Consider the following 24,119-nt stretch of genomic DNA (forward strand, 5'->3'; position numbering starts at 1 on the left):
GCGCGCTCCCGTCAAAGCGTCGCAGCACCCTCATGTTGTGAGAGCCGGGCTCTCGCTCTATTGGAAGAACCATGCTGTTCTGGGTCATAGCCGCAATCCTCACGCTGGGCGCAAGCCTGGCGGTGCTGCTGCCGCTGACCAGCGGCGGCAAGGGCGCTTCGACCAGCAGCGACCATGACCTTGAAGTCTATCGCGACCAACTGGCCGAGCTCGAGCGTGATGCTGCGCGCGGCCTGATCCAGCCGGCGGAAGCCGAGGAGGCGCGCGCCGAAATCGCCCGCCGCATCCTTCGGCTGGGAAATGTCGGTCAAGTCGATCAGCCTGGCGCGCAGGCGTCGCGGGCGGTCAGGCTGGTGGCGACGTCAGCGGTGCTGGTCGTCCCGCTGCTGAGCTGGGGCCTGTACAGCCAGCTCGGCTCGCCCGATTTGCCGTCACAGCCGCTTGCCGAGCGGCTGGCCAAGAACCCTGCCGACAGCTCGGTCGACGAGTTGGTGGCGCGCGCCGAGGCCCATCTTGCCGCCAATCCGTCCGATGGCAGGGGATGGGACGTGCTGGCCCCGATCTATCTGCGCCTGCAGCGCTTTTCCGATGCCGTGACCGCCTATCGCAACGCCATCCGCCTCGATGGCGACACAGCTGCCCGCGAGGCCGGCCTCGGCGAGGCGATCGCCAATGCGGCCGGCGGCATCGTTTCGGCTGACGCCCAATCGGCTTTCGAGCAGGCGTTGAAGCTCGACCCCGCAAACCCGAAGGCGTCCTTCTACCTGGCCATGGCGTTGGCCCAGGAAGGCCGCCTGGCCGAGGCGACCGCCGCCTGGCAGAAAATGCTCGGGCTGCTGCCGCCGGATTCGCCCTGGCGGGGCGCTGTCCAACAGGCGCTGGCCGAGGCCGCCAACCGCAGCGTCGCGTCAGGAGAGCCCGCGAAAGGCCCCGATGCCGCAGCCGTCGATGCCGCCTCGTCGATGGCGCCGCAGGACCGGCAGGCCATGATCGACACCATGGTCGCCGGTCTCGACGAAAAACTGCGACAAAATCCGCGTGACACGGAAGGATGGATGCGGCTCATTCGTTCCTATGTGGTGCTGGGCAAGGCCGACCAGGCGCGCGACGCGCTGCATCGCGGTATTGCCGTGTTTGGCGCCGACAGTGACGAAGCGAAGAAATTCACCGCCTTTGCCGCCTCGCTCGGCCTGACGGCGACGGAGTAGGGCATGACGCGCAAGCAGAAGCGATTGTCGGTGATTGTCGGGGGGCTTGCCTTTCTCGGTGCCGCCACCGGGCTGACCTTCTATGCGCTGGRCCAAAAGGCCTCCTATTTCTACATGCCCGCCGATCTGACCACCGCCAGCCTGCAGCCGGGCCAGCGCATCAGGCTCGGCGGCCTCGTCGAAAAGGGCACGGTCGTGCGCGGGCAGGGCGCGACGGTTGCGTTCTCGGTGACCGACACGCATAAATCGGTCAAGGTCACCTATACCGGCATCCTGCCCGACCTCTTCCGCGAGGAGCAGGGCGTCATCACCGAGGGCAGCTTCGGCGCGGACGGCGTGTTCCTCGCCGACAGCGTGCTGGCCAAGCATGACGAGCGTTATATGCCCAAGGAAGTAGCCGATGGGCTGAAGGCCAAGGGCGTCTGGCAGGAAAGCACGAACTAGCAATGGTTGAGACCGGACATTTCGCGCTCGTCCTCGCCTTCGCGCTGTCGCTGGTGCAGATGCTGGTGCCGCTCATCGGCGCCCGGACCGGCAACCAGCGGCTGATGGCTGTCGGCGGCCCGGTCACGGTCACCGGCTTCGCGCTCACGGCGCTCTCGTTCGCAGCACTCGCCGGCGCCTATGCCAGCTCCGATTTCTCGGTGGCCAGCGTGTGGGAAAACTCGCATTCGCTGCAGCCGCTGATCTACAAGATCACCGGAACCTGGGGCAATCACGAAGGCTCGATGCTGCTCTGGGTGCTGATCCTGACTTTCTTCGGCGCGCTGGTCGCCGTCTTCGGCTCCAATCTGCCGGCTACGCTGCGCGCCAATGTGCTCGCCGTGCAAGGGGCGATCGGCGCCACCTTCTTCCTGTTCATTCTGGCGACGTCCAATCCGTTCATCCGGCTCAATCCGGCGCCGATCGAGGGCCGCGATCTCAACCCGGTCCTGCAGGATCTCGGCCTCGCCATCCACCCGCCGCTGCTCTATCTCGGCTATGTCGGCTTCTCCATCTGCTTCTCCTTCTCGGTCGCGGCTCTCATCGAAGGCCGCATCGATGCGTCCTGGGCGCGCTGGGTGCGGCCATGGACGCTGGTCGCCTGGATGTTTTTGACCGGCGGCATCGCCATGGGCTCCTACTGGGCCTATTACGAGCTCGGCTGGGGCGGCTTCTGGTTTTGGGACCCGGTCGAGAATGCCTCCTTCATGCCGTGGCTTGCGGGCACGGCGCTTTTGCATTCGGCGATCGTCATGGAGAAGCGCTCGGCGCTCAAAATCTGGACGCTGCTGCTCGCCATCCTGACCTTCTCGCTGTCGCTGCTCGGCACCTTCCTGGTGCGCTCCGGCGTGCTGACCTCGGTACATGCCTTTGCCACCGATCCGACCCGCGGCATCTTCATCCTGTGCATCTTGACGCTGTTCATAGGCGGCTCGCTGGCGCTGTTTGCCCTGCGCGCCTCGCGGCTGACGGCCGGCGGCCTGTTCCACCCGATCTCGCGCGAAGGCGCGCTGGTGCTCAACAACCTGTTCCTGACCACCGCCACAGCTACCGTGTTGGTCGGCACGCTCTATCCGCTGGCGGTCGAGGCGCTTTCGGCCAGCAAGATCTCGGTCGGCGCGCCGTTCTTCAACCTGACATTCGGGCCGCTGATGGTGCCGCTGCTGGTCGTGGTACCCTTCGGGCCGCTGCTCGCCTGGAAGCGCGGAGACCTCTATGCCGTCGCCCAGCGCCTGATGGCCGCTTTCGCCGCCGCTTTGCTGGCGATGCTGGTCACCGGCCTGTTCATCGACGGCGCATCGGTGTTCGCCGCTCTCGGCGTCGGCCTTGCCTGCTGGCTGGTCTGCGGCGCGCTCACCGACCTTGCCGTCAAATCCGGCTTCGGCAATGTGCCGCCGGCCATCATGCTGCGCCGTTTCGCCGGCCTGCCGCGTTCGGTGTTCGGCACAGCACTGGCCCATCTCGGTCTCGGGCTGACGGTGCTCGGCATTGTCGGCACGCTGTGCTTCGGCACCGAGAAAATCCTGTCGATGCATGCCGGCGAAAGCGTCGAACTGTCCGGCCATACGCTGCGTTTCGAGGGCCTTTTCCCGGCGCAAGGCCCGAACTATAGCGAGCAACGCGGCCGCTTTTCCCTGATCGGCGCCGATGGCGGCATTTCGGCTGAGATCACCTCGGCCAAGCGTTTCTTTCCGGTGCGGCAGACGACGACGACCGAATCCGGCATCGAGACGATTGGGTTCAGCCAGCTCTATCTGTCGCTCGGCGACGAAGGCACCGACGGTTCCGTCGTGGTGCGCCTGTGGTGGAAGCCGCTGGTGACGCTGATCTGGGGCGGTGCTCTGGTGATGATGGCTGGGGCGGCAATGTCGCTGCTCGATCGTCGCCTGCGCGTCGGCGCGCCCTCGCGCCGCCGCAAGCAGGCGGCTGCCATGCCATCGGCAGGCGTGCCGTGAGTACCAGATTCTCGCTGGCCTCGCTCATTCTGCTGCTGGCGCTGCTGTTTGCCGGCGCAGCGCAAGCGGTGAAACCGGACGAGGTTCTCGCCGATCCCGCGCTGGAGGCGAGGGCGCGTTTCCTGTCGGAAGGCCTGCGCTGCATGGTCTGCCAGAACCAGTCGATCGACGAGTCCGATGCCGACCTTGCCCGCGACCTGCGCATCCTGGTGCGCCAGCGGCTGGTTGCCGGCGATACCGACCAGCAGGTGATGGACTACATCGTGTCGCGTTACGGTGAGTTCGTACTGTTGAAGCCGCGCTTCAGCCCGCGCAACGCCTTGCTGTGGGGCACGCCGGTGCTTCTGCTTCTGGTCGGCGGCATTTTCATCGTGGTGACAACACGCTCCCGTCGCTCGCTGGCAACCAAGGCGCTGAGCGCCGAGGAACAGGCGGCGCTGGACACCATCCTGCGACGCGACTGAACAGCGCCAACATTACAAAACTTTCATGCTTCGGAAATGGCGCCGTAATGTGCGCCTCTCTATTCCTCTTGTCCGAGGATGCTCTGCCTGAGCCGCATCCAGTAAAAAGAGGATACAGATCCATGTCTATTGCCCCCAATTCATATTCCCGCACCCGCAAGCGCCTGTTGGCCGCCGCCGCATCGCTCGCCATTGCCGGCGCCATTGGTTTCGGTGCCGTCGCCACCAGCACGGCTCCGGTTCTGGCTGACGCCGTGCGGGTCGAAGCGCCGCAGGTGCCGGGCTTTGCCGATGTCGTCGAGCGCGTTTCGCCGGCCGTGGTCAGCGTCAAGGTCAAGGCCAAGATCGAGCCGGCTTCCGATGACGGCTCCGACCAGTCCGACGATCCGGACGGCTTCAATAACATGCCCGACAATCCGCAGCTGCGGCAGTTCTTCAAGCAATTCCGCGGCTTCGGCGACCAGAACGGCCAGAACCGTCGCTTCAGCCATCGCGACCGCAACAACGACCAGCCCCGCCCGGTGGCGCAGGGTTCGGGCTTCTTCATCTCCGATGACGGCTATCTTGTCACCAACAACCATGTCGTCGAGGAAGGCTCGGCCTTCACCGTGGTTATGAATGACGGCAAGGAACTCGATGCCAAGCTGATCGGCACCGATCCGCGCACCGATCTCGCCGTGCTCAAGGTCGATGGCGTCGGCAAGTTCACCTATGTCGACTTTGCCGATGATTCCAAGGTTCGCGTCGGCGACTGGGTGGTTGCCGTCGGCAATCCGTTCGGCCTCGGCGGCACCGTTACCGCCGGCATCGTCTCGGCCCGTGGCCGCGACATCGGCGCCGGTCCCTATGACGACTTCATCCAGATCGACGCCTCGGTCAACCGCGGCAATTCGGGTGGTCCGACCTTCAACCTCAACGGCCAGGTCGTCGGCATCAACACCGCGATCTTCTCGCCCTCGGGTGGCAGCGTCGGCATCGCCTTCGACATTCCGGCCTCGACCGCCAAGCAGGTGGTGCAGGACCTGATGAAGAGCGGCTCGGTGCAGCGTGGCTGGCTCGGCGTCGAAATCCAGCCGGTCACTTCGGATATCGCGGAATCGCTGGGCTTGAAGTCGCAGAACGGTGCCCTGGTTTCCAGCGCCCAGGACGGTGGTCCCGGCAAGAAGGCCGGCATCACCGCCGGCGACGTGATCACCCAGGTCGAAGGCAAGGACGTTGCATCGCCGAAGGAACTGGCCCGTCTGATCGGCGCCTATTCGCCCGGCAAGTCGGTCGACGTCACGGTGTGGCGCGACGGCAAGAGCCAGACGATCAAGGTCGATCTTGGCACGTTGCCTTCGAGCGACAAGCAGGCCTCGGCCGATCCGCAGCAGCCCGCAGCCCCGGCAAAGCCGGCCGCGCTGGCTGATCTCGGCCTCACCGTCACCAAGTCGGAAAACGGCAAGGGCCTGGTGGTCACCGATGTCGACCCCGACAGCGATGCCGCCGACCGTGGCATCCAGCCCGGCGATGTCATCACCTCGGTCAATTCGACGGAAGTGAACGGCACCGAGGACGTCGCCAAGGCGATGGCCGATGCGGTCAAGTCCGGCCGCAAGGCGGTGCTGATGCAGATCACCCGCGATGATAGCAACCGCTTCGTCGCGCTGCCGGTCGCCAAGGGCTGACATCGAACACTTTTCCAGTGCGGCGGTTTCAACACCCCCGAGCCGCCGCATGGGAAAGCAAGGGGCCGAACGCGTTAGTCAGTCATCGTGTTCTGCCCCCGGCGGCAGCGGGCCCCCATCGCCCGCTGCCGCTCTAACAGCAAAGCCAAGCCAAAATGTCGGCCTCTCAATCTTCCAGTGAAATCGCGTATAACGGCTCTATGAAGATTCTCGTCATAGAAGACGATCGCGAGGCGGCGGATTATATGCAGAAGGCCTTTGCCGAGGCCGGGCACACCGCCCATGTCGCCGGCGACGGCGAAACCGGCTTCGCGCTCGCCGATGCCGGCGACTACGACGTGATGGTGGTCGACCGCATGATGCCGCGTCGCGACGGTCTCTCCGTCATTGCCGGCCTGCGCTCGCGCGGCAACACCACGCCGGTGCTGATCCTGTCGGCGCTGGGCGAGGTCGATGACCGTGTCACGGGCTTACGCGCCGGCGGCGACGACTATCTGACCAAACCCTACGCCTTTTCCGAATTGCTCGCCCGCGTCGAGGTGCTGAATCGCCGTGCCAGCGCCAGGGAAGCCGAAACGGTCTACCGGGTCGGCGATCTCGAGCTCGACCGTCTCTCCCATTCCGTGAAGCGCGCGGCACGCGAGATCACGCTGCAGCCGCGCGAATTCCGCCTGCTCGAATATCTGATGCGCCATGCCGGCCAGGTAGTGACGCGCACCATGCTGCTCGAAAATGTCTGGGACTATCATTTCGACCCGCAGACCAACGTCATAGACGTGCATGTCTCGCGGCTGCGCGGCAAGATCGAGAAGGGTTTCGACAAGCCGATCCTGCACACCGTGCGCGGCGCCGGCTATATGCTGAAGAGCGGCTAGACCTCCGATGGCCCTTTCCCTGCCGGCCATCATGAGAACGACGGCGGCGCGGCTCTCGGCGCTTTATTTCCTGCTTTTCGCGCTGTGCGCCGTGCTGCTCGTCTTCTATATGACGTCGCTGTCGGCGCGCATGCTGACCGGCCAGACCCAGCAAACCATCAATGACGAGGTGCTCGGCCTTGCCCGCGCCTATCAGCGCGGCGGCCTGCCGGTGCTGGTGCGGGTGGTCGAGCAGCGCTCGCGCCAGCCCGGCGCCAACCTCTACCTGATCGCCGACGCCAACGGCCAGATCCTGACCGGCAATGTGCAGAGCCTGGAGCCGGGCGTGCTCGAGACCGATGGCTGGACGACCGAGCCATTCTCCTACCGCCGTTTCGGCGAAGGTGAGCTCGAACGGCAGCGCAATCAGGCTTCCGATCCCAACGGGACGCAGCCCGGCGAGACCGAAATACAGGTGGAAGGCGAGAAGGGCCACAATGCCATCGCGCTGGTACTGCGGCTGCCCAACCAGATGATCATGCTTGTCGGCCGCGATCTCGGCGAACCCGAGCGCTTCCGCGCCGTCATCCGCCGCGCTTTGATGCTGGCGCTCGGCATGATGGGGTTGGGCGGTCTGCTGATCTGGTTCTTTGTCGGCCGCGCGGCGCTGAAGCGCATCGACAGCGTCTCGGAGGCGAGCCGCCGCATCATGGGCGGCGACCTGACAGGCCGGTTGCCGGTGACTGGTGCCGGCGATGAATTCGACCGTCTGTCGGAAAACCTCAACACGATGCTGGCCAGGATCGCGACGCTGAACGAAGGCCTGAAGCAGGTCTCCGACAACATCGCCCACGACCTGAAGACGCCGCTGACCCGGCTGCGCAACCGCGCCGAGGCCACGCTTTCAGGCAAGCCCAAGCCCGCCGACTATCGGCAAGCGCTGGAGGGCACCATCGCCGAGTCCGACCAGCTGATAAAAACCTTCAACGCCATCCTGATGATCTCAAGGCTGGAGGCGGGCTATTCCTCGGAAAGCACGAGCAAGGTCGATCTCGCCGCCGCCGTGCACGATGTCGTCGAGCTTTACGAGCCGGTGGCGGAGGAGGCGGGCGTGGCGCTCGAAACCTCGGTCGACGGGGACTTCACCGTCAATGGCAACCGCGAGCTGATCGGCCAGGCGCTGTCGAACATCGTCGACAACGCCATCAAATATTCAACCGACGCGACTGAGAAGCCCGCGGTGCGCGTGGCGCTGCAGCGCGTCGGCCATGACATCCGCCTTTCCGTTGCCGACAACGGCCAAGGCATCCCCGACGATGCCGACCGCGCTAGGGCGACCGAGCGTTTCGTGCGGCTGGAAAAAAGCCGCTCGCAGCCGGGTTCGGGCCTGGGCTTGAGCCTCGCCAAGGCGATCATGACGTTCCACAATGGCCGGCTTGAACTTCTGCCCGCCAATCCCGGATTGTCCGTTATCATGAGTTTCCCGGTGCGGGATGACCATTGATGGCGGTGAGGATGGCGCAGACGCAGGTAGAGACCGAATGGCAGCTGCAACTGGCGGCGCAACTTGCGCCGCTGGATGGGAGCCGCGCCCGGCGCGAACTGTCGGAACTCGCCGCCGAAGCCGAGGACGAGAACCTGCCGCGGCTGGCGAAATTCCTCGCGGGCAAGGGCGCCGCCCAGGATTTTCTCACTGCCGTCTTCGACCTCTCGCCCTTCCTGCGCGATGTCGCACGCCGCCGGCCGCAAATCCTCGACGCGCTGTTCGATGACAGTGTCGAGGCCAGGCTGACCAGCATTAGCGAGGCCATCGGCAAGGCCGCCTTTGCGGATGCCGTTTCGGAATCGAGCCTGATGATGGAACTCAGGCAGTGGAAGAGCGAAGCGCACTTCCTGATGGCGCTCGCAGACCTTTCCGGCGAGGCCGAGACCGCGCTCACCGTGCGCCGCCTCAGCGATCTCGCCGATGCCTGCAGCCGTGCTGCCGTCGACTTCCTGCTGCGCGAGGCGCACAGCCAGGGCAAGCTCAAATTGCCGGATCCCGAAAAGCCGTCTCGGCAGTCCGGCTGGATTCTGCTCGGCATGGGCAAACTCGGCGCCCATGAACTGAATTTTTCCTCCGACATCGATCTCGTCGTCTTCTTCGATCCGGAGGCGCCTGCGATCGTCGATCCGCTCGATGCCACCGAGCTGTTTGCGCGCCTGACCCGCAGGCTGGTGCGCATCCTCCAGGACCGCACCGAACACGGCTATGTCTTCCGCACCGACCTCAGGCTGCGCCCCGACCCCGGCTCGACGCCGCTGGCGATCCCGGTCGAGGCAGCACTGCGCTACTATGAGGCGCGTGGCCAGAACTGGGAGCGCGCCGCCATGATCAAGGCGCGCCCGGTGGCCGGCGATCTCGCCGCCGGCGCTGCTTTCCTGAAGGAGTTGCAGCCCTATGTCTGGCGCAAATACATGGATTATGCGGCGATCGCCGACGTCCATTCGATCAAGCGCCAGATCCACGCCCACAAAGGTCATGGCGAAATCGCTGTCAAAGGTCACAACGTCAAGCTCGGCCGCGGTGGCATTCGCGAGATCGAGTTCTTCGTCCAGACCCAGCAACTGATCGCCGGCGGACGCTTTCCCGAGTTGCGCGGCCGCGAGACCGTGCCGATGCTGGGCGCTCTGGCGGCGCGCAACTGGATCACCGCCGATGCGCGCGACACGCTCGCCCGCCAATACTGGTTCTTGCGCAGCGTCGAACATGCCATTCAGATGGTCGCCGACGAACAGACGCATATCCTACCGGACGACGATGAGGGGCTGGAGCGCATCGCCCAAATGCTGGGCTTTGGCGATGCCGCCAAATTTTCCGAAACGTTTCGCGCGGCTTTGCATGAAGTCGAGCGCCATTACGCGGCGCTGTTTGAAACCGCGCCGGAACTGTCGGCAGGCGTCGGAAATCTGGTCTTTACCGGCGATGTCGACGATCCCGACACGCTGCGGACCTTGCACGGCCTCGGCTTCAAGCGGCCGAGCGACATCTGCCGCGTCATCCGCGGCTGGCATTTCGGCCGCTACCGCGTTACCCGGTCGGCCGAGGCGCGCGAGCGGCTGACCGAACTGACACCGGCGCTGCTCAAAGCCTTCGGCCAGACGCGCCGGGCCGACGAGGCTTTGGTTCGCTTCGACGAGTTCCTCGCCGGTCTGCCGGCTGGCATCCAGCTGTTTTCGCTGCTGCAGTCCAATCCCGCGTTGCTGAAACTGATGGCGACCATCATGGGCGCCGCGCCCCGGCTGGCGGCGATCATCACCAAGCGTCCGCATGTCTTCGACGGCCTGCTCGATCCGGCGCTGCTGAACGAACTGCCCAATCGCGCCTATCTGTCTGCGCGGCTGGCGGCTTTCATCGACGGTGACAGGGCCTATGAGGACGTGCTCGACCGTCTGCGCATCTTTGCCTCAGAGCAAAAATTCCTGATCGGCGTGCGCCTGCTCGCCGGCTCGATCAGCGCGAGCCGGGCCGGCCGTGCCTTTTCCGACCTCGCCGACCTCACCATCGACGCCGCACTGCAAGCGGTGACGGCCGAATTCGCACTGCGCCACGGCCGCATCGCCGGCGGCACGGTTTCGCTGCTCGGCATGGGCAAGCTCGGCAGCCGTGAGCTTACCGCCGGCTCGGACGTCGACCTCATCCTGCTCTACGATCACGACGCTGACGCGGACGAGTCCGACGGCGACAAGCCACTCGCCCCATCACATTACTACACCAGGATGACGCAGCGGTTGATCGCGGCTGTCTCGGCGCCGACCGCCGAGGGCGTTCTCTACGAGCTCGACCTGCGCTTGCGGCCATCTGGCAACAAGGGGCCGGTCGCCACCCATGTCGACGCCTTCAAGAAGTACCAGCGCCAGGAAGCCTGGACCTGGGAGCACATGGCGCTGGCGCGCGCCCGCGCCATCGGCGGCGACGCCGCACTGTGCGCCGAAGTCGAGGCCGAGGTGACGGCACTTTTGGCCCTGCCGCGCGACGCCGCCAAGGTGAAGGCCGAGGCATCCGAGATGCGCGCGCTGATCGAGAAGGAAAAATCGCCGCACGATCTCTGGGACATCAAGCTGATCCCAGGCGGCCTCATCGACCTCGAATTCATCGCGCAAGTGGCCGTCATCACCGGTCAGGTCGAAGCCGGCAGCAGGGTGACAGCGACCGGCGAAATCCTGTCGCATCTGACGCCGGATTTCGCCGACGCAGACGTCAGGCAAGAGCTTTGCGAAGCCTATCAACTCTATCTGGCGCTGACCCAGATGACGCGGCTTTGCCTCACCGGCGCATTCGAACGCGACGACGTTCCGCCGGGATTGTCGGATCTGCTTCTGGCGGTGACTGACCTGCCGGATTTCGGTGTGCTGGAAGCACACCTCAAGGAGACGTCGCAAAAGGTCAGAAAGGACTTCGACCTTTTGCTTCGTACGAAACAGTCGTGAGGGCGTGAAGCGCTGACGGCTGTTTCGGATCGCATCGGGGGTGACGGTGCAACAGGAGAATACCCATGAGAAAGACAACCGGACTTGCCCTTGCCTTCGTCGCGCTCGCCGGCGCCGTCGGCACCACCGCCTATGCCGAAAACAATCATAGCGCCAGAACGCGCGAGGACACGATGATGCGCCTCGACAAGGCGATGAAGGATTCCAATGGCACCATCAGCTTCGACCAGTTTTCCGGCGCCATGAACGCAAGGCTGAAGAAGCTGGTTGCCGACAATGGCGGCAAGCTCACCGTCGCCCAGCTCGCCGACGCGCTGGAGAAGGCGCGTTTCGAGGAAATGGCCAAGCGCATCGTCGCCCGTTACGACACCAAGGGCGACGGCACTTTGACCACGGAAGACATCACCGGGCGTGAGAAGAAGGTGTTCGCCATGCTCGACCGCAACAATGACGGCAAGATCGAGCGCAACGAACTGCCAAAGAACGGCCGCATGGGTCGCCATCGCCACTGGGACGGCGGCGACGACGACAGCATGCAGTGAGGTTCGTCAGTAAGGTTCCGGCGGCATCAGCCGCCGGAGTGGAGGGGGTAGAATGAAACGCCACCTCGGTCGCGTTCCTTCACACCCCCCTCTGTCCTGCAGGCTCACGGCGTCCAGTCTTTGAGCATCGCGTCCAGTCCGTCATACTCTGGCGGCACAGCGCTTTCGGCGATTGCATTCAATGTCTCGTCGTCCAGATCCTTGACAGAGCGGGCGACCCGTCCCTTGACCAGCACTTCAAACATCGCTGCCGAAAGAAGCACTGTATGGGTGCGGCCATTCTTCGTTATCGCTACCGGCGCCCGCTGTGCGGCATCCTGGAAGCGTCCGACGTTTTGCTGGAATTCGGTCGATGTCACGCGCATGGGGGTTACCTCTTTATCTATAGTAGATAAAGTAGATAATCTTTTCAAGGGCGACTGAGGCCATGCTCTGGCTATGGATAGCGGACCGTCAGGCCGCCGCCTTCACCGCCGGCGCCGCCTTCTTCACCGGAATGCGCACCGATACGATGGTGCCGACGCCTTCGGTCGAGCGGATTTTCAGCGCGCCGCCCTGCAGCTCGGCCAGTGAGCGCGAGATGGCGAGGCCAAGGCCGGAGCCGGCGTGGTTCTTGGAAAACTGGTTCTGCACCTGCTCGAACGGTCGGCCGAGCTTGCTCAGCGCTTCCTTCGGAATGCCGCAACCATTGTCCTCGATGGTCAGCACCAACGCGCCGGAGGTGTTGCGGGCGCGCACCGAGATGTGGCCGCCCTGGCCGGTGAACTTCACCGCATTCGACAGAAGGTTGATGGCGATCTGCTTGATCGCGCGGCGATCGGCGAACAGCGTCATCGTATCGGCGATGCGGGTTTCCACCGTGATCGATTTTTCCGCCGCCTGCAGCGAGATCACCCGCACCGTCTCGCGGATCAGCGGACAGAGATCGATTTCCTCGCGGTCCATCGAGAACTGGCCGGCCTCGATCTTCGACATGTCGAGTATGTCGTTGATGACGCCCAGCAGATATTTGCCGCTGCCGTTGATGTCGTTGGCATATTCCTCGTAGCGCGGCGAACCGAGCGGCCCGAACAGGCCCTGTTCCATCAATTCGGAAAAGCCGATGATGGCGTTGAGCGGCGTGCGCAGTTCATGCGACATGTTGGCTAGGAACTCGGACTTGGCCCGGTTGGCGGCCTCGGCGCGCTCGGTTTCCTTCATGTATTTGCGGTTGAGCTCGACCAGTTCCTTGGCGCGTTCCTCCTCGGCCCGGCGGGCGAGGCTGAGGTCATGGATGGTCGCCATCAGCCGGCGCTCGCTGTCGACCAGCTTTTCCTGATGCAGCTTGATCTGGGTGATGTCGGAGCCGACCGAGACGGTGCCGCCGTCCCTGGTTCTCAGTTCGTTGACCTGCAGCCAGCGGCCGTCCGAGAGCTGCCGTTCGAACGTCGCGCCGCCTTGCGGCCCGTTGGTGTTGGCCAGTCGCCGTTCCGAGGCGAAAGCCAGCATGCGTTCTTCCAGCACGGCGCGTGCCGCGCCCGGCATGACGTCGCGGTCCGACAGGCCATTGTCCTTCTGGTATTTGGAATTGCACATGATCAGCCGCTGGGCGGCATCCCACAGCACGAAGGATTCGTTGATGTTCTCGATCGCCGTGCGCAGTCGCAGGTCGGCCGCCTCGGAGCGCAGCGCCAGATGCCGCTGTTCGGTGACGTCGACCGCAATGCCGATCAGCTGAATCTCAGGCGCTTCCGGGTCGATCACCTGTGCCCTGGCGCGCATCCACACCCACTGGCCGTCGGCGTGGCGCATGCGGAACACCTGGTCGATATGGTCGATCTCGCGCTCGACGATTTTGTTGGCCAGCTCGAACAGGTCGCCGTCCTCGGGGTGGATGATGTCATCGACCTCTCCGAACGACAGCATCGAGTTGCAGGGCTCGTAGCCCAGCATGTCGTACATCGAGCGCGACCAGTACATCTTGCCGCGCACCATGTCCCAGTCCCACAGGCCGCAACGGCCACGCACCAGCGCCATGTCGATGCGTTGATGGGCTTCGAGATAGATGCGGTCGGCCGTCTGGGCGCGCGATGCCTGGCCGAAATAGGCGTAGAGGATGATGATCAGCACGCCGGCCGTCAGCACGAACAGCGTGACGTTGAGCGACACGGTTTTGCGCCAGCTGTCGAACACCGCTTCCTGCGGCACCAGCACCGCGGCGGCGTTCTTGCGGTCCCGGGTCAGGCTGACGGCAGCATACCAGTCCTGCCCGCCGATGCTGACATCCATGACGCCTGCGCGGTCGCCGAACATGAACAGCGGCTGGCCGTCCAGCACCAGACTGTCGAGCGAGCGCCCTTGCCAGCCGCTCGACAGCGGCGACACGGCAATGATCTTGAAGGCGCTGTCGGTGATGACGAGCACATGGCTTCTGCCCATGGCGCCCTGGCGGCTGGTGCTTTCCAACAGGTCGATGGCGCCGCCGGCGGCCGCGTTCGGATCGGCCGAGATTGCGTTCGCCATCTGGCCGGCGGCCAGTCCCAGCACTGCCTTGACGTCGCGCTCGACTTCGTCGCGCTCGTTCATCAGCGAGAGCACGCGCAGCGCGGCGATAACGATCAGGAAGATGATGATGAGCGCCGGTATCGAACGACGCAGAAGGGGTTCGGCAGCCAGGAGCCGCCGGTAGGCTGGTTCAGCGATGAGCCGCGTGTTGCCGGCGAGGCCGTCGCCTCGCGCCTTGCGCCGCTCAAAAGCCGTCCCCTCGGGCGCGCCCCACGCGTCCGCCTTGGCCATAAATGGCACTCCCGAATTTCCGTACGCTTGACGATCCGGCAACACCGCACGTCCGAATCGTCTGTAAAGAATCAAAGGTGATTCGCCTTGTCCAGAGGCGCGGGCAAAAAACATTAAAAATTGATTGAAATAGTGCCGAAGCTGCTGATCTCCCCCTCGTGGGGGAGATGGCCGGCAGGCCAGAGGGGGGCGCCGTCCCTCGGCCTCTCGGGTCGGTGCGCCCGACCAAACAAAACTACTACAACGGCGTCGGACGCGGGCTGAACGCAGGCAAATCAACCACTGTGTTCCTTCGCGCCCCCCTCTGCCCTGCCGGGCATCTCCCCCACGAGGGGGGAGATTAGCTTCAAGCCAGCGTCCGCTCCACAATATCGCGCAGATCCGCCGACAGGTTCTCGCCATTGGCGATCGCCAGCAGCGCTTCCCGGGCCTTGGCTTGCCTGCCCGGCTCCAGCGAGCGCCATGACCGCAGCGCCGTCGCCAGCCTGGCGGCCACCTGCGGGTTGCGCTTTTCGACCTCGAGCACGGTCTCGGCAAAAAACCGGTAGCCTTCGCCGTCGGCGCGGTGGAAGCCGGTCTGGTTGGCGCTTGAGAATGTGCCGACCAGTGAGCGCACCCGGTTTGGATTGGCCATCGAGAAGGCGGCGTGGCCGGTCAGCGCGCGCACCCGGTCGACAGTTCGCGGTCCCGGCACAGCGGCCTGGATCTGGAACCATTTGTCCATGACCAGCGGATCGGCGCCATAGCGCGCCTCGAAGCCGGCGAGCGCCTTGATCGCCTCGGGCGATCCGTCATGGCGATGCGCAAGCACGGTGAGCGCGGCCGCGCGGTCGGTCATGTTGGTCGCGGTTTCGAAATGCCGGGCAGCGAGTTCGGCGCCCGCCGGCAGCAGCGAGAGACAGTCGAGCAGGATGTTGCGCAGCGCCCGTCGTCCCGCGCTTGCCGCATCGGGGCTGAATGGCCCGTCATCGCCAAGGTGGCCGTAAAGAGTGGCGAAGGCGTCCTGGTTGGCGCGGGCGATTGCCAGCGCCAGCGCCTCGCGGGCGGCAAAGATGGCATCGGGATCGATGTTCTTGCCGATGTCGCGGGCAATGTCGGCCTCGCCGGGAAGCGACAGCGCCAGCGCGCGGTAGGCAGGCTCCAGCGTCTCGTCGCCGGCGATCTTGCCGGCAAGTCCGGTCAGCCTGGCGGTGAAGGCCGGCTTAGCGCCACCCAGAATCTGGCGGAAGGCCGCAATCAGCGCATCGGTGAGCAGTGTGTTGAACGCCTGCCAGCGCGCGAAGGCGTCGCTGTCATGGCCGGCGAGGAAGAACTGGTCGTCGGTCTTCTGCTCGACCGAAAGCGTGATCGGCGCCGAAAAGCCGCGGTTGAGCGACACCGCCGGCCGCTCGGCAACGCCGGAGAAGCGCACCATGTGGCGGCGCTTGCGGATGTGGATGACGCCGTCCTCGACGGCGGCACCCTCGACCCCGCCATAGGCGACGGGCTCGCCGCCGGCGCCGACCAGGCCGAAAGCGAGAGGGATGTGCATAAGCCGTTTGCGGCTTTCCGACGGTGTCGGCGGCACCGACTGCTCGATCTCGAGCGTGAACTCGCGTGTGGCCGGATTGTGCGTCGAACTGACGGTCAGGTTCGGCGTGCCCGCCTGGTGATACCAGAGCGCGAACTGCGACAGGTCGCGCCCGGAGACATCCTCGAACACTTTGAGAAAATCCTCGATCGTCGCGGCCTCGCCGTCATGGCGCTCGAAATAGAGGTCCATGCCGGCGCGGAAGGTTTCTGCCCCGAGGATGGTGCGTATCATGCGCACCACTTCCGAGCCCTTTTCGTAGACGGTCGCCGTGTAAAAATTGTTGATCTCGCGGTAGCGGCGCGGCCGCACCGGATGCGCCAGCGGCCCCTGATCCTCGGGGAACTGGTGGGCGCGCAGTGTGCGCACCTCGGCAATGCGCTTGACCGCGCGCGAGCGCTGGTCGGCGGAGAATTCGTGATCGCGAAAGACCGTCAGCCCTTCCTTCAGGCAGAGCTGGAACCAGTCGCGGCAGGTGATCCTGTTGCCGGTCCAGTTGTGGAAATATTCATGCGCGATGATCGCCTCGATATTGGCGAAATCGGCATCGGTCGCGGTCTCCCGGTCGGCCAGCACATATTTGTCGTTGAAGATGTTGAGGCCCTTGTTTTCCATCGCCCCCATGTTGAAGTCGGAGACGGCGACGATGTTGAAGACGTCGAGATCGTATTCGCGGCCGAAGGCCTGCTCATCCCATTGCATCGAGCGCTTGAGCGCATCCATGGCGTAACCGGCGAGCCCCTCCTTGCCCGGCTCGACATAGATGCCGAGCTCGACCTTGCGGCCGGACATGGTGACGAAACTGTCGGCGACCTGGCCGAGATTGCCCGCCACCAGCGCGAACAAATAGGACGGCTTCGGGAAGGGGTCGTGCCACCTGGCATAGTGCCAGCCATCGGTGAGTGGCCCGCTTTCCACCGGGTTGCCGTTGGAGAGCAGCAGCGACGCCTCGTCCAGCCTTGCCTCGATGCGCACGGTGTAGACCGACAATATGTCGGGGCGATCGAGGAAATAGGTGATGCGGCGAAAGCCTTCGGCCTCGCATTGCGTGCAATAGACATTGCTGGAGCGGTAGAGGCCCATCAGCGCCTCATTGCTGGCCGGTGCGATCTCGGTCTCAAGCAGCAGCTCGAAGCGGGCCGGCGGCTTCAAAATGGTCAGCTGGTCGGGCGTGGCGAGATAATCGGCCGGCGCGAGCTCGCGGCCGTCGATGGCGATGCGCTTCAGCACCAGCCCGTCGCCGTCCAGCATCAGCGGCACTGATGCGGCAGCGCCATCGCGGCGTTCGACCGTCAGCACGGCGGTGACACGCGTTGCATCCGGCGAAAGGCGGAAGGTGAGGTTGGTTTGCGGAATGGAAAAGTCGCTGGGGCGATAGTCTTCGAGCTTGAAGACCTGGCCGGTATCGGTTCGCATTCCTTGGGGTTTCCCTATCGTTATCGGGGCCTGCAGCGGTGTCCGCTGGCCCATAAGATCTAAAGTTGCGCGCTCTTTACACGAAACGGCCACTCGACAAAACTGCGCCAATGCCTATTCAGGGCGTTCTCCTTCCGTCTCATCGCGAGGCCTTGATGACCGCCGTCACACCGCAATTCGGCATGGGCGCCTCTGTGCTGCGTCGCCTGACGCGCGTCTCGGCAACGATCCGGGAAGCGGCGCGAGCGTGACTTCACGGCCGAGAGACGAGGCGGCGGGGAAACTGTCCGATCACCCTGGTCGTGTCCTGACCGGCATAACGCTCAAAATCATGTCGGTGGCGGTCTTCGTCGGCATGCAAACCTGCATCAAGGCAGCCGGCACTTTGCCAGCCGGCCAGATTGTCTTTTTCCGCTCCTTCTTCGCCATCTTCCCGATCATCGTCTTCCTGGCCTTCAAGGGGAAACTGGGCACGGCGTTTGCGACCAAGCGACCGCTGAACCACATTGCGCGCGGTGTCGTCGGCGTTTGCGCCATGGGGCTCGGCTTCTTCGCGCTGACCAGGTTGCCGCTGCCGGAGGCGATCACGCTGAACTACGCCCAGCCGCTGCTGGTGGTCGTGTTCTCCTCGCTGTTCCTCGGCGAAGCCATTCGCATCTATCGCTGGAGCGCGGTCGCGGTCGGCCTTGTCGGTGTGCTGATCATATCCTGGCCGGAACTGACGCTTCTCACGTCGGGCGCCGCACTCGGCGACCAGGAGGTGCTGGGCGTCATAGCGGCGCTGGTCTCAGCGGCAATCTCCGCCAATGCCATCCTGCTCGTCCGCAATCTCGTCCAGACCGAACGGACCGCGACCATCGTGTTGTGGTTTTCGGCGACGGCAAGCGTCATGGCGCTGTTTACGCTGCCTTTCGGCTGGCAGGCGCTGACGCCGCTGCAGGCCGGTCTGCTGGTTGCCGCTGGTTTTTGCGGCGGCCTTGCGCAGATCTTGATGACGGCGGCCTATCGCCATGCCGAGGCCTCGGTGGTGGCGCCGTTCGAATACACCTCGATGATCCTCGGCGTCGTCGTCGGCTATTTCGCTTTCGGCGATGTCGCCACCATCAACACGCTGGTCGGCGGCGTGATCGTCGTCGCCGCCGGCATCTTCATCATCTGGCGCGAGCGCCAGCTCGGCCTGGAACGCACCCGCATGCGAAAGGCGGCGCCGCCACAGGGGTGATCAGGACGACTGCGCGCGTTCTTTAGCGAGCCGCACCAACACCGTCCTTGTCTGCTCGTCAGCCGGGAAAAACGACTCGATCGCCAGTTCAGACAGCGTCACGTCGAGCGGGGTGCCGAAGACGGTGATGGTGCTGATGAAGGACAGCACCTGGTCGCCATGCGCCAGCCGGAGCGGATGGACGATGCCGTTGGGCTCGACCGGTACAGGCCGCGCGCCCTTGAGGCCGGACGGATAGGTTCGCAATTCACGCTCCAGCTCGACCAGCACGGGATCGCCGGCGGCATCGTTCTGGTGTTTCAGCCGCTCCAGCAGATGCGCCCGCCACTCCGCGAGATTGACGATGCGCGGCGCGATGCCGTTCGGGTGCAGGCTGAGCCGCAGCACGTTGACCGGCGGCTGAAGCAGCGACGGTTCGGCAATATCGGCCAGAAGCGGGCCGATGGCGGCATTGGCGGAAACCAGGTTCCAGTGCCGGTCGACGGCCAGCGACGGAAACGGCTCATGCCCCTTGAGCACCGTCTCGACCGCGGCAAGCGCCGGTGCCAGCGTCGTGTCGGTGAGCGGCCGTTCGCTGAAGCTCGGCGCGAAACCGGCGGCAAGGAGCAGCTGGTTGCGCTGTCGGAGCGGGATCTCAAGCTGCTCGGCAAGATGCAGCACCATGTCGCGCGAAGGGGCCGCGCGGCCGCTTTCGACGAAAGAGAGATGCCGCTGCGAAATCTCGGCCTCCATGGCGAGATCAAGCTGGCTCATGCGCCGCCGCGTGCGCCATTCGCGGATCAGGCTGCCGGCGGAGGTCTGGGGTGTTGTCATGACTGGGATGAGTAGGCCGGGGAGGAGAGCAATTCAATTACCTCTGGGGTTATGGCGAGGCCGTGGCGACAGTTGATCTCCCCCCTTGTGGGGGAGATGCCTGGCAAGGCAGAGGGGGGCGCTGTCCCGCCGACCTGTCGGCTATTTTGAGGCAGCTTTTGATGGGCGAAAATAAGCGAATTGCAAGGGTCGGCGATCCTTCACGCCCCCCCTCTGCCTTGCCGGACATCTCCCCCACGAGGGGGGAGATCAGCCAGCCCCCAATCCCCGCAGCTTCGCCTTCACCTCGAGAAAATCGCGCCAAGCCAGCTTCTTGTGCGCCGGTGTGCGCAGCAGGTAGGCCGGATGCAGCGTCGGCATTGCCGGAATGGCAACGCCGGAAGCTGTGGTGTGCGCCCGCCAGTTGCCGCGCAGGCGCAATATGCCTTCGCTCGTGTTGAGCAAGGTCTTGGCCGAAGGGCCGCCGAGATTGACCAGCACCTTGGGGTTGACCAGTTCGATCTGCCGTTCGATGAACGGGCGGCAGATTTCGGTCTCGTGCGGCGTCGGCGTGCGGTTGCCGGGTGGCCGCCAGGGAATGACGTTGGCGATATAGGCCGAGGTGCGGTCAAGCCCGATCGCCGCCAGCATGCGGTCGAGCAGGCGGCCCGAGCGGCCGACGAAGGGCAGGCCCTCAATATCCTCGTCGCGGCCTGGCGCCTCGCCGACCAGCATCAGCGAAGCCTGCGGATTGCCGTCGGCAAAGACCAGGTTCTTGGCGGTGAATTTGAGGTTGCAGCCGTCGAAGGAGGCCATGTGCTGGCGCAGTTCGTCGAGCGTCGAGGCGCTTGCCGCCATTTGCCTGGCAAGTGCTGCCTGTGCCTCGTCGGGTACGGTCGCGGTGGCCGGCATGGAGCGCGCCGGCGCGTCCGGCACCCGGCTCGCGTCCAGCCCGGGGCTTGCTACGGCTTGTTCCTGTGCCTTTTCGCGAGGTGGCGCGGCTGGCGCCGGTGCACGCTCGGCAGGCCTTGGTGCGGCCTCGGCAAACCGGTTCACCGGCGCGTCTTCCAACGCCTCGTCGACGCCTGCGCTGGCATAGAATGCCAGGAGGTCGGCAAGGTCGGATCGGTTGTTGGGGGAGGCGGCAGTCATGGCCGGCACATTCGTCCGCCGGGAGACGATTTGCAACATCGGTGATTGGCGAAAGCGGGGGTGAAAGCTGATCTCCCCCCTCGTGGGGGAGATGGCCGGCAGGCCAGAGGGGGGCGCGAAGGATCGCCAGCAGTTGATTTCATCCGGCACACCCTGCCGCTTCAATTTGGCCAGCGTACACCACAACTGAGTAAAGGCTGGCGGGACAGCGCCCCCCTCTGCCCTGCCGGGCATCTCCCCCACAAGGGGGGAGATTACTATCCAGTCGGAATCCTTGGATCTTGCACCAGATAGAACGTCCAGCGCGGCGTATAGTCGGTGATCAGAAATTCGAAGCTTCCCGTCTTCATCGGGTCGATCTTGCCGTTTTTGAACAGCAGCCGGTCATAGGGTTCGAAATCGCGGTCGAAATCGGCATAGGCGCTCGACACGATGTTGTCGGGCGTCTTGTTGCGCTGGTCGAACGACAGGCCGTCGCCGAATACGCTCGGCTGGTTGAGGATCTCCTGCAGCTCGAACTGGAATTCGACCCAGGCCTGGCCGCTGTTGTTGAGCACCTCGATGCGCATGTACAGGATGCCGTTGGCGAATTCGCCATCGGTGCTGAACGGCTGGATCGGCTTGGTGGTGCGGATGGTCAGCGTCACCGGCGTCGACGAATTCAGCTCCTCGGTGATGACCAGAGGGTTTTCCTTGGTACCGAGGCCCGAGGCGCCGGTGATGTGGAAGCCACCAAGCTCGTCGGAAAAGGAGTAGGCCCCGGTCGTCCACACCTTCACCGGTTCGGCATGAGCAACAACCGGCGTGAGCAGCGAAAGGGCGAGAAGGAGCGCTCGGCAGGTCCGGCCGGGCGGAAGGGGAAAGCGCGTCAATGAAAAGCCGGACGGCGTGCGCATGGGCCGAAGTATGGCCGATAAGCGAGCCGTCGAACAATTAAAATATGGGAACCGTAAGTCCAGCCGGTGCAAAACGCTTGCAGCAGCCTTGTTATCCGCGACTTTTTGGCGAAAACGGCATTGTCACGTCAGCGCCGGTTTCCTGTCGCGGATTGATGCGCTATGCAGCGCAAGAGCCAGCAAAATGCCCGGAAACGGTTAGCCAGTGCGGAGGGGTTGATGAGCGAGATCGAACGCGAGAGCATGGAATTCGACGTGGTCATCGTCGGGGCCGGCCCGGCGGGCCTTGCCGCAGCGATCCGGCTCAAGCAGGTCAATCCCGAGCTTTCCGTCGTTGTGCTGGAAAAGGGCGGCGAGGTCGGCGCCCATATATTGTCCGGCGCCGTCGTCGATCCCATCGGCATCGATCGCCTGTTGCCGGGCTGGCGCGAGGAGGAGGGCCATCCTTTCAAGACGCCGGTTACGGACGACCATTTCCTGGTGCTCGGCCCCGCCGGCTCGTTCCGCCTGCCCAACTTCATGATGCCGCCGCTGATGAACAATCACGGCAACTACATCGTTTCGCTCGGCAATGTCTGCCGCTGGCTGGCTGGCAAGGCCGAGGCGCTGGGCGTCGAGATCTATCCGGGTTTTGCCGCCGCCAGCCTTGTCTACAACGATGCCGGCGCCGTCACCGGCGTCATCACCGGCGACATGGGTGTCGAAAAGGACGGCACGCACGGCCCGGGCTTTGCGCCGGGCATGGCGCTGATGGGCAAATATGTGCTGATCGGCGAGGGCGCGCGCGGCTCGCTGTCCAAGCAATTGATCGCCAAGTACAAGCTGTCCGACGGCCGCGAGCCCGGCAAATACGGCATTGGCCTCAAGGAACTGTGGCAGGTCAAGCCGGAGAACCACCGGCCTGGCCTAGTGCAGCATTCGTTCGGCTGGCCGCTCGATTTGAAGACCGGCGGTGGCTCCTTCCTCTATCATCTGGAGGACAACCAGGTTGCGGTCGGCTTCGTCCTGCATCTCAACTACAAGAATCCCTGGCTGTCGCCGTTCGAGGAATTCCAGCGCTTCAAGACCCATCCGGCGATATCGGGCACCTTCGCGGGTGCAAAGCGCATCGGCTATGGCGCACGCGCCATCACCGAAGGCGGCTGGCAGTCGGTGCCGAAACTGTCTTTCCCCGGCGGCGTGCTGATGGGCTGTGCTGCCGGCTTCGTCAACGTGCCGCGCATCAAGGGTTCGCACAATGCGGTGCTGTCGGGCATGCTGGCGGCCGACCATGTCGCGCAAGCCATCGGCGCCGGCCGCGCCAATGACGAATTGACCTCCTACGAGGACGCCTGGCGGGCAACCGACATCGGTAAGGATTTGAAGAAGGTCCGCAACGTCAAGCCGCTCTGGTCGCGTTTCGGCACCATTGTCGGCATCGGCCTCGGCGGTCTCGACATGTGGCTGAACACGCTGTTCGGCTTCTCGCCCTTCGGCACGCTGAAGCACGGCAAGGCCGATTATGCCGCGCTGGAGCCCGCCGCCAAGCACAACAAGATCGCCTATCCCAAACCGGACGGCGTGCTGACCTTCGACCGGCTGTCCTCGGTGTTCCTGTCCAACACCAATCACGAGGAAAACGAGCCGGTCCACCTCATCGTCGGCGACATGGCGCTGCAGCAGCGTTCCGAGCACGACGTCTTTGCCGGGCCGTCGACGCGCTATTGCCCGGCCGGCGTCTACGAATGGGTCGACAAGGACGGCAACGCCGCCGCCGATCCGGCTGCCAAGGATGTGCGCTTCGTCATCAACGCGCAGAACTGCGTGCACTGCAAGACCTGCGACATCAAGGATCCCAACCAGAACATCAACTGGGTGCCGCCACAAGGCGGCGAAGGCCCGGTCTACCAAGGCATGTAAGCCGCCGGCCGGGCCGTCTCGACCGCCGCCAACAAAGAATACCGGCGAAGGCCCGGTCTATCAGGGCATGTAAGCCGCCGCTTGGCGCATGATTGTTGAAACCGTCGCCTGCTTGTGGTCTCATTGCCGCGTCCATGGGGGATAGTGGCATGCGCGTGTTGGTCTTGTTTTGCGTCGCCGTCATAGGCGTGGCCTGCGGCACCGTCGGGACGGCGTCGGCGGGCGTGAAAACCGTCGTCAAGACGCGAACCTACGACATCACCGGCGCCACGGGTGCTGGTCTGGTCGTGGCCATGAACCGCAGAGGCCCCAAGCACGGTTTCATGACCCACGCCATCGCGCAGACGAGCTACACCGCGGACTGGAGCCTGGACCTCGGCCAGGTCAACGGCGTCTGCCGCGTGCGCCAGGCCAATGGAACACTCAACATCACCTACACCTATCCGCACGTGGCCTCGGCCGTCACGCCGGCGCTGCGCAAACGCTGGAACCGGTTTTTCACCGGCGTTCTCGCGCATGAAGGAACCCATGGCCGTATCGCCGGGCAGATGATGCAGGCCGCGGAGCGGTCGGTTCGCGGCCTGAAATTTGCGAACGATCCGCAATGCAACAAGACGCGCGCCGAAGGCCGGCGGCGCCTGGAAGCCACCGCCAAGCTCTATGAGGCGAAACAGATCGCCTTCGACGCGCGCGAGCACAGTGAAGGCGGCCATGTCGAGCGCATCATCGAGGCCCTGGTAGGCCTCTGAAACCT

At 64.5% G+C, this 24,119-nt stretch carries 18 protein-coding genes; 12 read left to right on the forward strand and 6 right to left on the reverse strand.

Annotated elements, in window-relative coordinates; genetic code table 11:
* The first annotated feature begins 71 nt into the window (after positions 1-71).
* The 9 genes from ccmI (at position 72) to AC1DYJ_RS18315 (ending at position 11,643) form a co-directional block, all read left to right on the forward strand.
* Positions 72-1,208: a c-type cytochrome biogenesis protein CcmI gene (ccmI, locus tag AC1DYJ_RS18275; protein WP_477285789.1), complete on the forward strand. Its 1,137-nt coding sequence runs from the start codon at positions 72-74 to the stop codon at positions 1,206-1,208.
* A 3-nt stretch (positions 1,209-1,211) separates the two neighbouring features.
* Positions 1,212-1,652 (forward strand): cytochrome c maturation protein CcmE, encoded by a 441-nt coding sequence (gene ccmE, locus AC1DYJ_RS18280; RefSeq protein ID WP_477426175.1) that lies wholly within the window; start codon positions 1,212-1,214, stop codon positions 1,650-1,652.
* A gap of 2 nt (positions 1,653-1,654) precedes the next feature.
* Positions 1,655-3,646, forward strand: coding sequence for a heme lyase CcmF/NrfE family subunit (locus AC1DYJ_RS18285; protein ID WP_477285792.1), 1,992 nt, complete (start codon positions 1,655-1,657; stop codon positions 3,644-3,646).
* Complete coding sequence (locus AC1DYJ_RS18290; RefSeq protein ID WP_477285794.1) at positions 3,643-4,110, forward strand: cytochrome c-type biogenesis protein; 468 nt, start codon at positions 3,643-3,645, stop codon at positions 4,108-4,110. The genes AC1DYJ_RS18285 and AC1DYJ_RS18290 overlap by 4 nt, the downstream gene beginning before the upstream one ends.
* A gap of 122 nt (positions 4,111-4,232) precedes the next feature.
* Positions 4,233-5,777 (forward strand): Do family serine endopeptidase, encoded by a 1,545-nt coding sequence (locus AC1DYJ_RS18295; protein ID WP_477285796.1) that lies wholly within the window; start codon positions 4,233-4,235, stop codon positions 5,775-5,777.
* A 200-nt stretch (positions 5,778-5,977) separates the two neighbouring features.
* Complete coding sequence (locus tag AC1DYJ_RS18300) at positions 5,978-6,652, forward strand: response regulator transcription factor (RefSeq protein ID WP_023670185.1); 675 nt, start codon at positions 5,978-5,980, stop codon at positions 6,650-6,652.
* 7 nt (positions 6,653-6,659) lie between these two features.
* Complete coding sequence (locus AC1DYJ_RS18305) at positions 6,660-8,135, forward strand: sensor histidine kinase (RefSeq protein ID WP_477285798.1); 1,476 nt, start codon at positions 6,660-6,662, stop codon at positions 8,133-8,135.
* Between the two features lie 11 nt (positions 8,136-8,146).
* Positions 8,147-11,101 (forward strand): bifunctional [glutamine synthetase] adenylyltransferase/[glutamine synthetase]-adenylyl-L-tyrosine phosphorylase, encoded by a 2,955-nt coding sequence (locus AC1DYJ_RS18310; RefSeq protein WP_477285934.1) that lies wholly within the window; start codon positions 8,147-8,149, stop codon positions 11,099-11,101.
* A 65-nt stretch (positions 11,102-11,166) separates the two neighbouring features.
* Positions 11,167-11,643, forward strand: coding sequence for an EF-hand domain-containing protein (locus AC1DYJ_RS18315; RefSeq protein ID WP_477285800.1), 477 nt, complete (start codon positions 11,167-11,169; stop codon positions 11,641-11,643).
* Positions 11,644-11,747: 104 nt separating this feature from the next.
* On the opposite strand, the gene AC1DYJ_RS18320 is transcribed toward AC1DYJ_RS18315, so the two are convergent.
* The 3 genes from AC1DYJ_RS18320 to pepN form a co-directional block, all read right to left on the reverse strand.
* Positions 11,748-12,008 (reverse strand): type II toxin-antitoxin system prevent-host-death family antitoxin, encoded by a 261-nt coding sequence (locus AC1DYJ_RS18320; RefSeq protein ID WP_477285802.1) that lies wholly within the window; start codon positions 12,006-12,008, stop codon positions 11,748-11,750.
* 88 nt (positions 12,009-12,096) lie between these two features.
* A complete protein-coding gene (locus AC1DYJ_RS18325; RefSeq protein ID WP_477285804.1) occupies positions 12,097-14,418 on the reverse strand; it encodes a PAS domain-containing sensor histidine kinase in 2,322 nt (773 codons plus the stop codon).
* 346 nt (positions 14,419-14,764) lie between these two features.
* Entirely contained in the window at positions 14,765-17,404 is a 2,640-nt protein-coding gene (gene pepN / locus AC1DYJ_RS18330; protein WP_477285806.1) for an aminopeptidase N, read from the reverse strand.
* A 247-nt stretch (positions 17,405-17,651) separates the two neighbouring features.
* Here pepN and AC1DYJ_RS18335 point away from each other — a divergent pair, with 247 nt between their 5' ends.
* A complete protein-coding gene (locus AC1DYJ_RS18335) occupies positions 17,652-18,626 on the forward strand; it encodes a DMT family transporter (RefSeq protein WP_477285808.1) in 975 nt (324 codons plus the stop codon).
* Here the strand turns inward: AC1DYJ_RS18335 and AC1DYJ_RS18340 are convergent, their stop codons facing one another.
* The 3 genes from AC1DYJ_RS18340 to AC1DYJ_RS18350 all read right to left on the reverse strand — a co-directional run bounded on the left by AC1DYJ_RS18340 (position 18,627) and on the right by AC1DYJ_RS18350 (position 21,466).
* On the reverse strand, positions 18,627-19,439 hold the full coding sequence (locus AC1DYJ_RS18340; RefSeq protein ID WP_477285810.1) for a helix-turn-helix domain-containing protein: 813 nt from the start codon (positions 19,437-19,439) through the stop codon (positions 18,627-18,629).
* Positions 19,440-19,688: 249 nt separating this feature from the next.
* Positions 19,689-20,570 (reverse strand): uracil-DNA glycosylase, encoded by an 882-nt coding sequence (locus AC1DYJ_RS18345; RefSeq protein ID WP_477285812.1) that lies wholly within the window; start codon positions 20,568-20,570, stop codon positions 19,689-19,691.
* A gap of 257 nt (positions 20,571-20,827) precedes the next feature.
* Positions 20,828-21,466 (reverse strand): hypothetical protein, encoded by a 639-nt coding sequence (locus tag AC1DYJ_RS18350; protein WP_477285813.1) that lies wholly within the window; start codon positions 21,464-21,466, stop codon positions 20,828-20,830.
* 219 nt (positions 21,467-21,685) lie between these two features.
* Here AC1DYJ_RS18350 and AC1DYJ_RS18355 point away from each other — a divergent pair, with 219 nt between their 5' ends.
* Positions 21,686-23,365 (forward strand): electron transfer flavoprotein-ubiquinone oxidoreductase, encoded by a 1,680-nt coding sequence (locus AC1DYJ_RS18355; RefSeq protein WP_477285815.1) that lies wholly within the window; start codon positions 21,686-21,688, stop codon positions 23,363-23,365.
* A 149-nt stretch (positions 23,366-23,514) separates the two neighbouring features.
* On the forward strand, positions 23,515-24,114 hold the full coding sequence (locus AC1DYJ_RS18360) for a DUF922 domain-containing protein (RefSeq protein ID WP_477285817.1): 600 nt from the start codon (positions 23,515-23,517) through the stop codon (positions 24,112-24,114).
* Positions 24,115-24,119: the final 5 nt, after the last annotated feature.

This window comes from Mesorhizobium sp. P2_B11 (assembly GCF_056404855.1).

Bases quoted from the DNA above. Each gene is read 5' to 3' on its own strand.
- ccmI (WP_477285789.1), top strand. From the start codon at position 72: ATGCTGTTCTGGGTCATAGCCGCAATCCTCACGCTGGGCGCAAGCCTG.
- AC1DYJ_RS18285 (WP_477285792.1), top strand. From the start codon at position 1,655: ATGGTTGAGACCGGACATTTCGCGCTCGTCCTCGCCTTCGCGCTGTCG.
- AC1DYJ_RS18295 (WP_477285796.1), top strand. From the start codon at position 4,233: ATGTCTATTGCCCCCAATTCATATTCCCGCACCCGCAAGCGCCTGTTG.
- AC1DYJ_RS18300 (WP_023670185.1), top strand. From the start codon at position 5,978: ATGAAGATTCTCGTCATAGAAGACGATCGCGAGGCGGCGGATTATATG.
- AC1DYJ_RS18305 (WP_477285798.1), top strand. From the start codon at position 6,660: ATGGCCCTTTCCCTGCCGGCCATCATGAGAACGACGGCGGCGCGGCTC.
- AC1DYJ_RS18310 (WP_477285934.1), top strand. From the start codon at position 8,147: ATGGCGCAGACGCAGGTAGAGACCGAATGGCAGCTGCAACTGGCGGCG.
- AC1DYJ_RS18315 (WP_477285800.1), top strand. From the start codon at position 11,167: ATGAGAAAGACAACCGGACTTGCCCTTGCCTTCGTCGCGCTCGCCGGC.
- AC1DYJ_RS18320 (WP_477285802.1), bottom strand. From the start codon at position 12,008: ATGCGCGTGACATCGACCGAATTCCAGCAAAACGTCGGACGCTTCCAG.
- AC1DYJ_RS18325 (WP_477285804.1), bottom strand. From the start codon at position 14,418: ATGGCCAAGGCGGACGCGTGGGGCGCGCCCGAGGGGACGGCTTTTGAG.
- pepN (WP_477285806.1), bottom strand. From the start codon at position 17,404: ATGCGAACCGATACCGGCCAGGTCTTCAAGCTCGAAGACTATCGCCCC.
- AC1DYJ_RS18340 (WP_477285810.1), bottom strand. From the start codon at position 19,439: ATGACAACACCCCAGACCTCCGCCGGCAGCCTGATCCGCGAATGGCGC.
- AC1DYJ_RS18345 (WP_477285812.1), bottom strand. From the start codon at position 20,570: ATGACTGCCGCCTCCCCCAACAACCGATCCGACCTTGCCGACCTCCTG.
- AC1DYJ_RS18350 (WP_477285813.1), bottom strand. From the start codon at position 21,466: ATGCGCACGCCGTCCGGCTTTTCATTGACGCGCTTTCCCCTTCCGCCC.
- AC1DYJ_RS18355 (WP_477285815.1), top strand. From the start codon at position 21,686: ATGAGCGAGATCGAACGCGAGAGCATGGAATTCGACGTGGTCATCGTC.
- AC1DYJ_RS18360 (WP_477285817.1), top strand. From the start codon at position 23,515: ATGCGCGTGTTGGTCTTGTTTTGCGTCGCCGTCATAGGCGTGGCCTGC.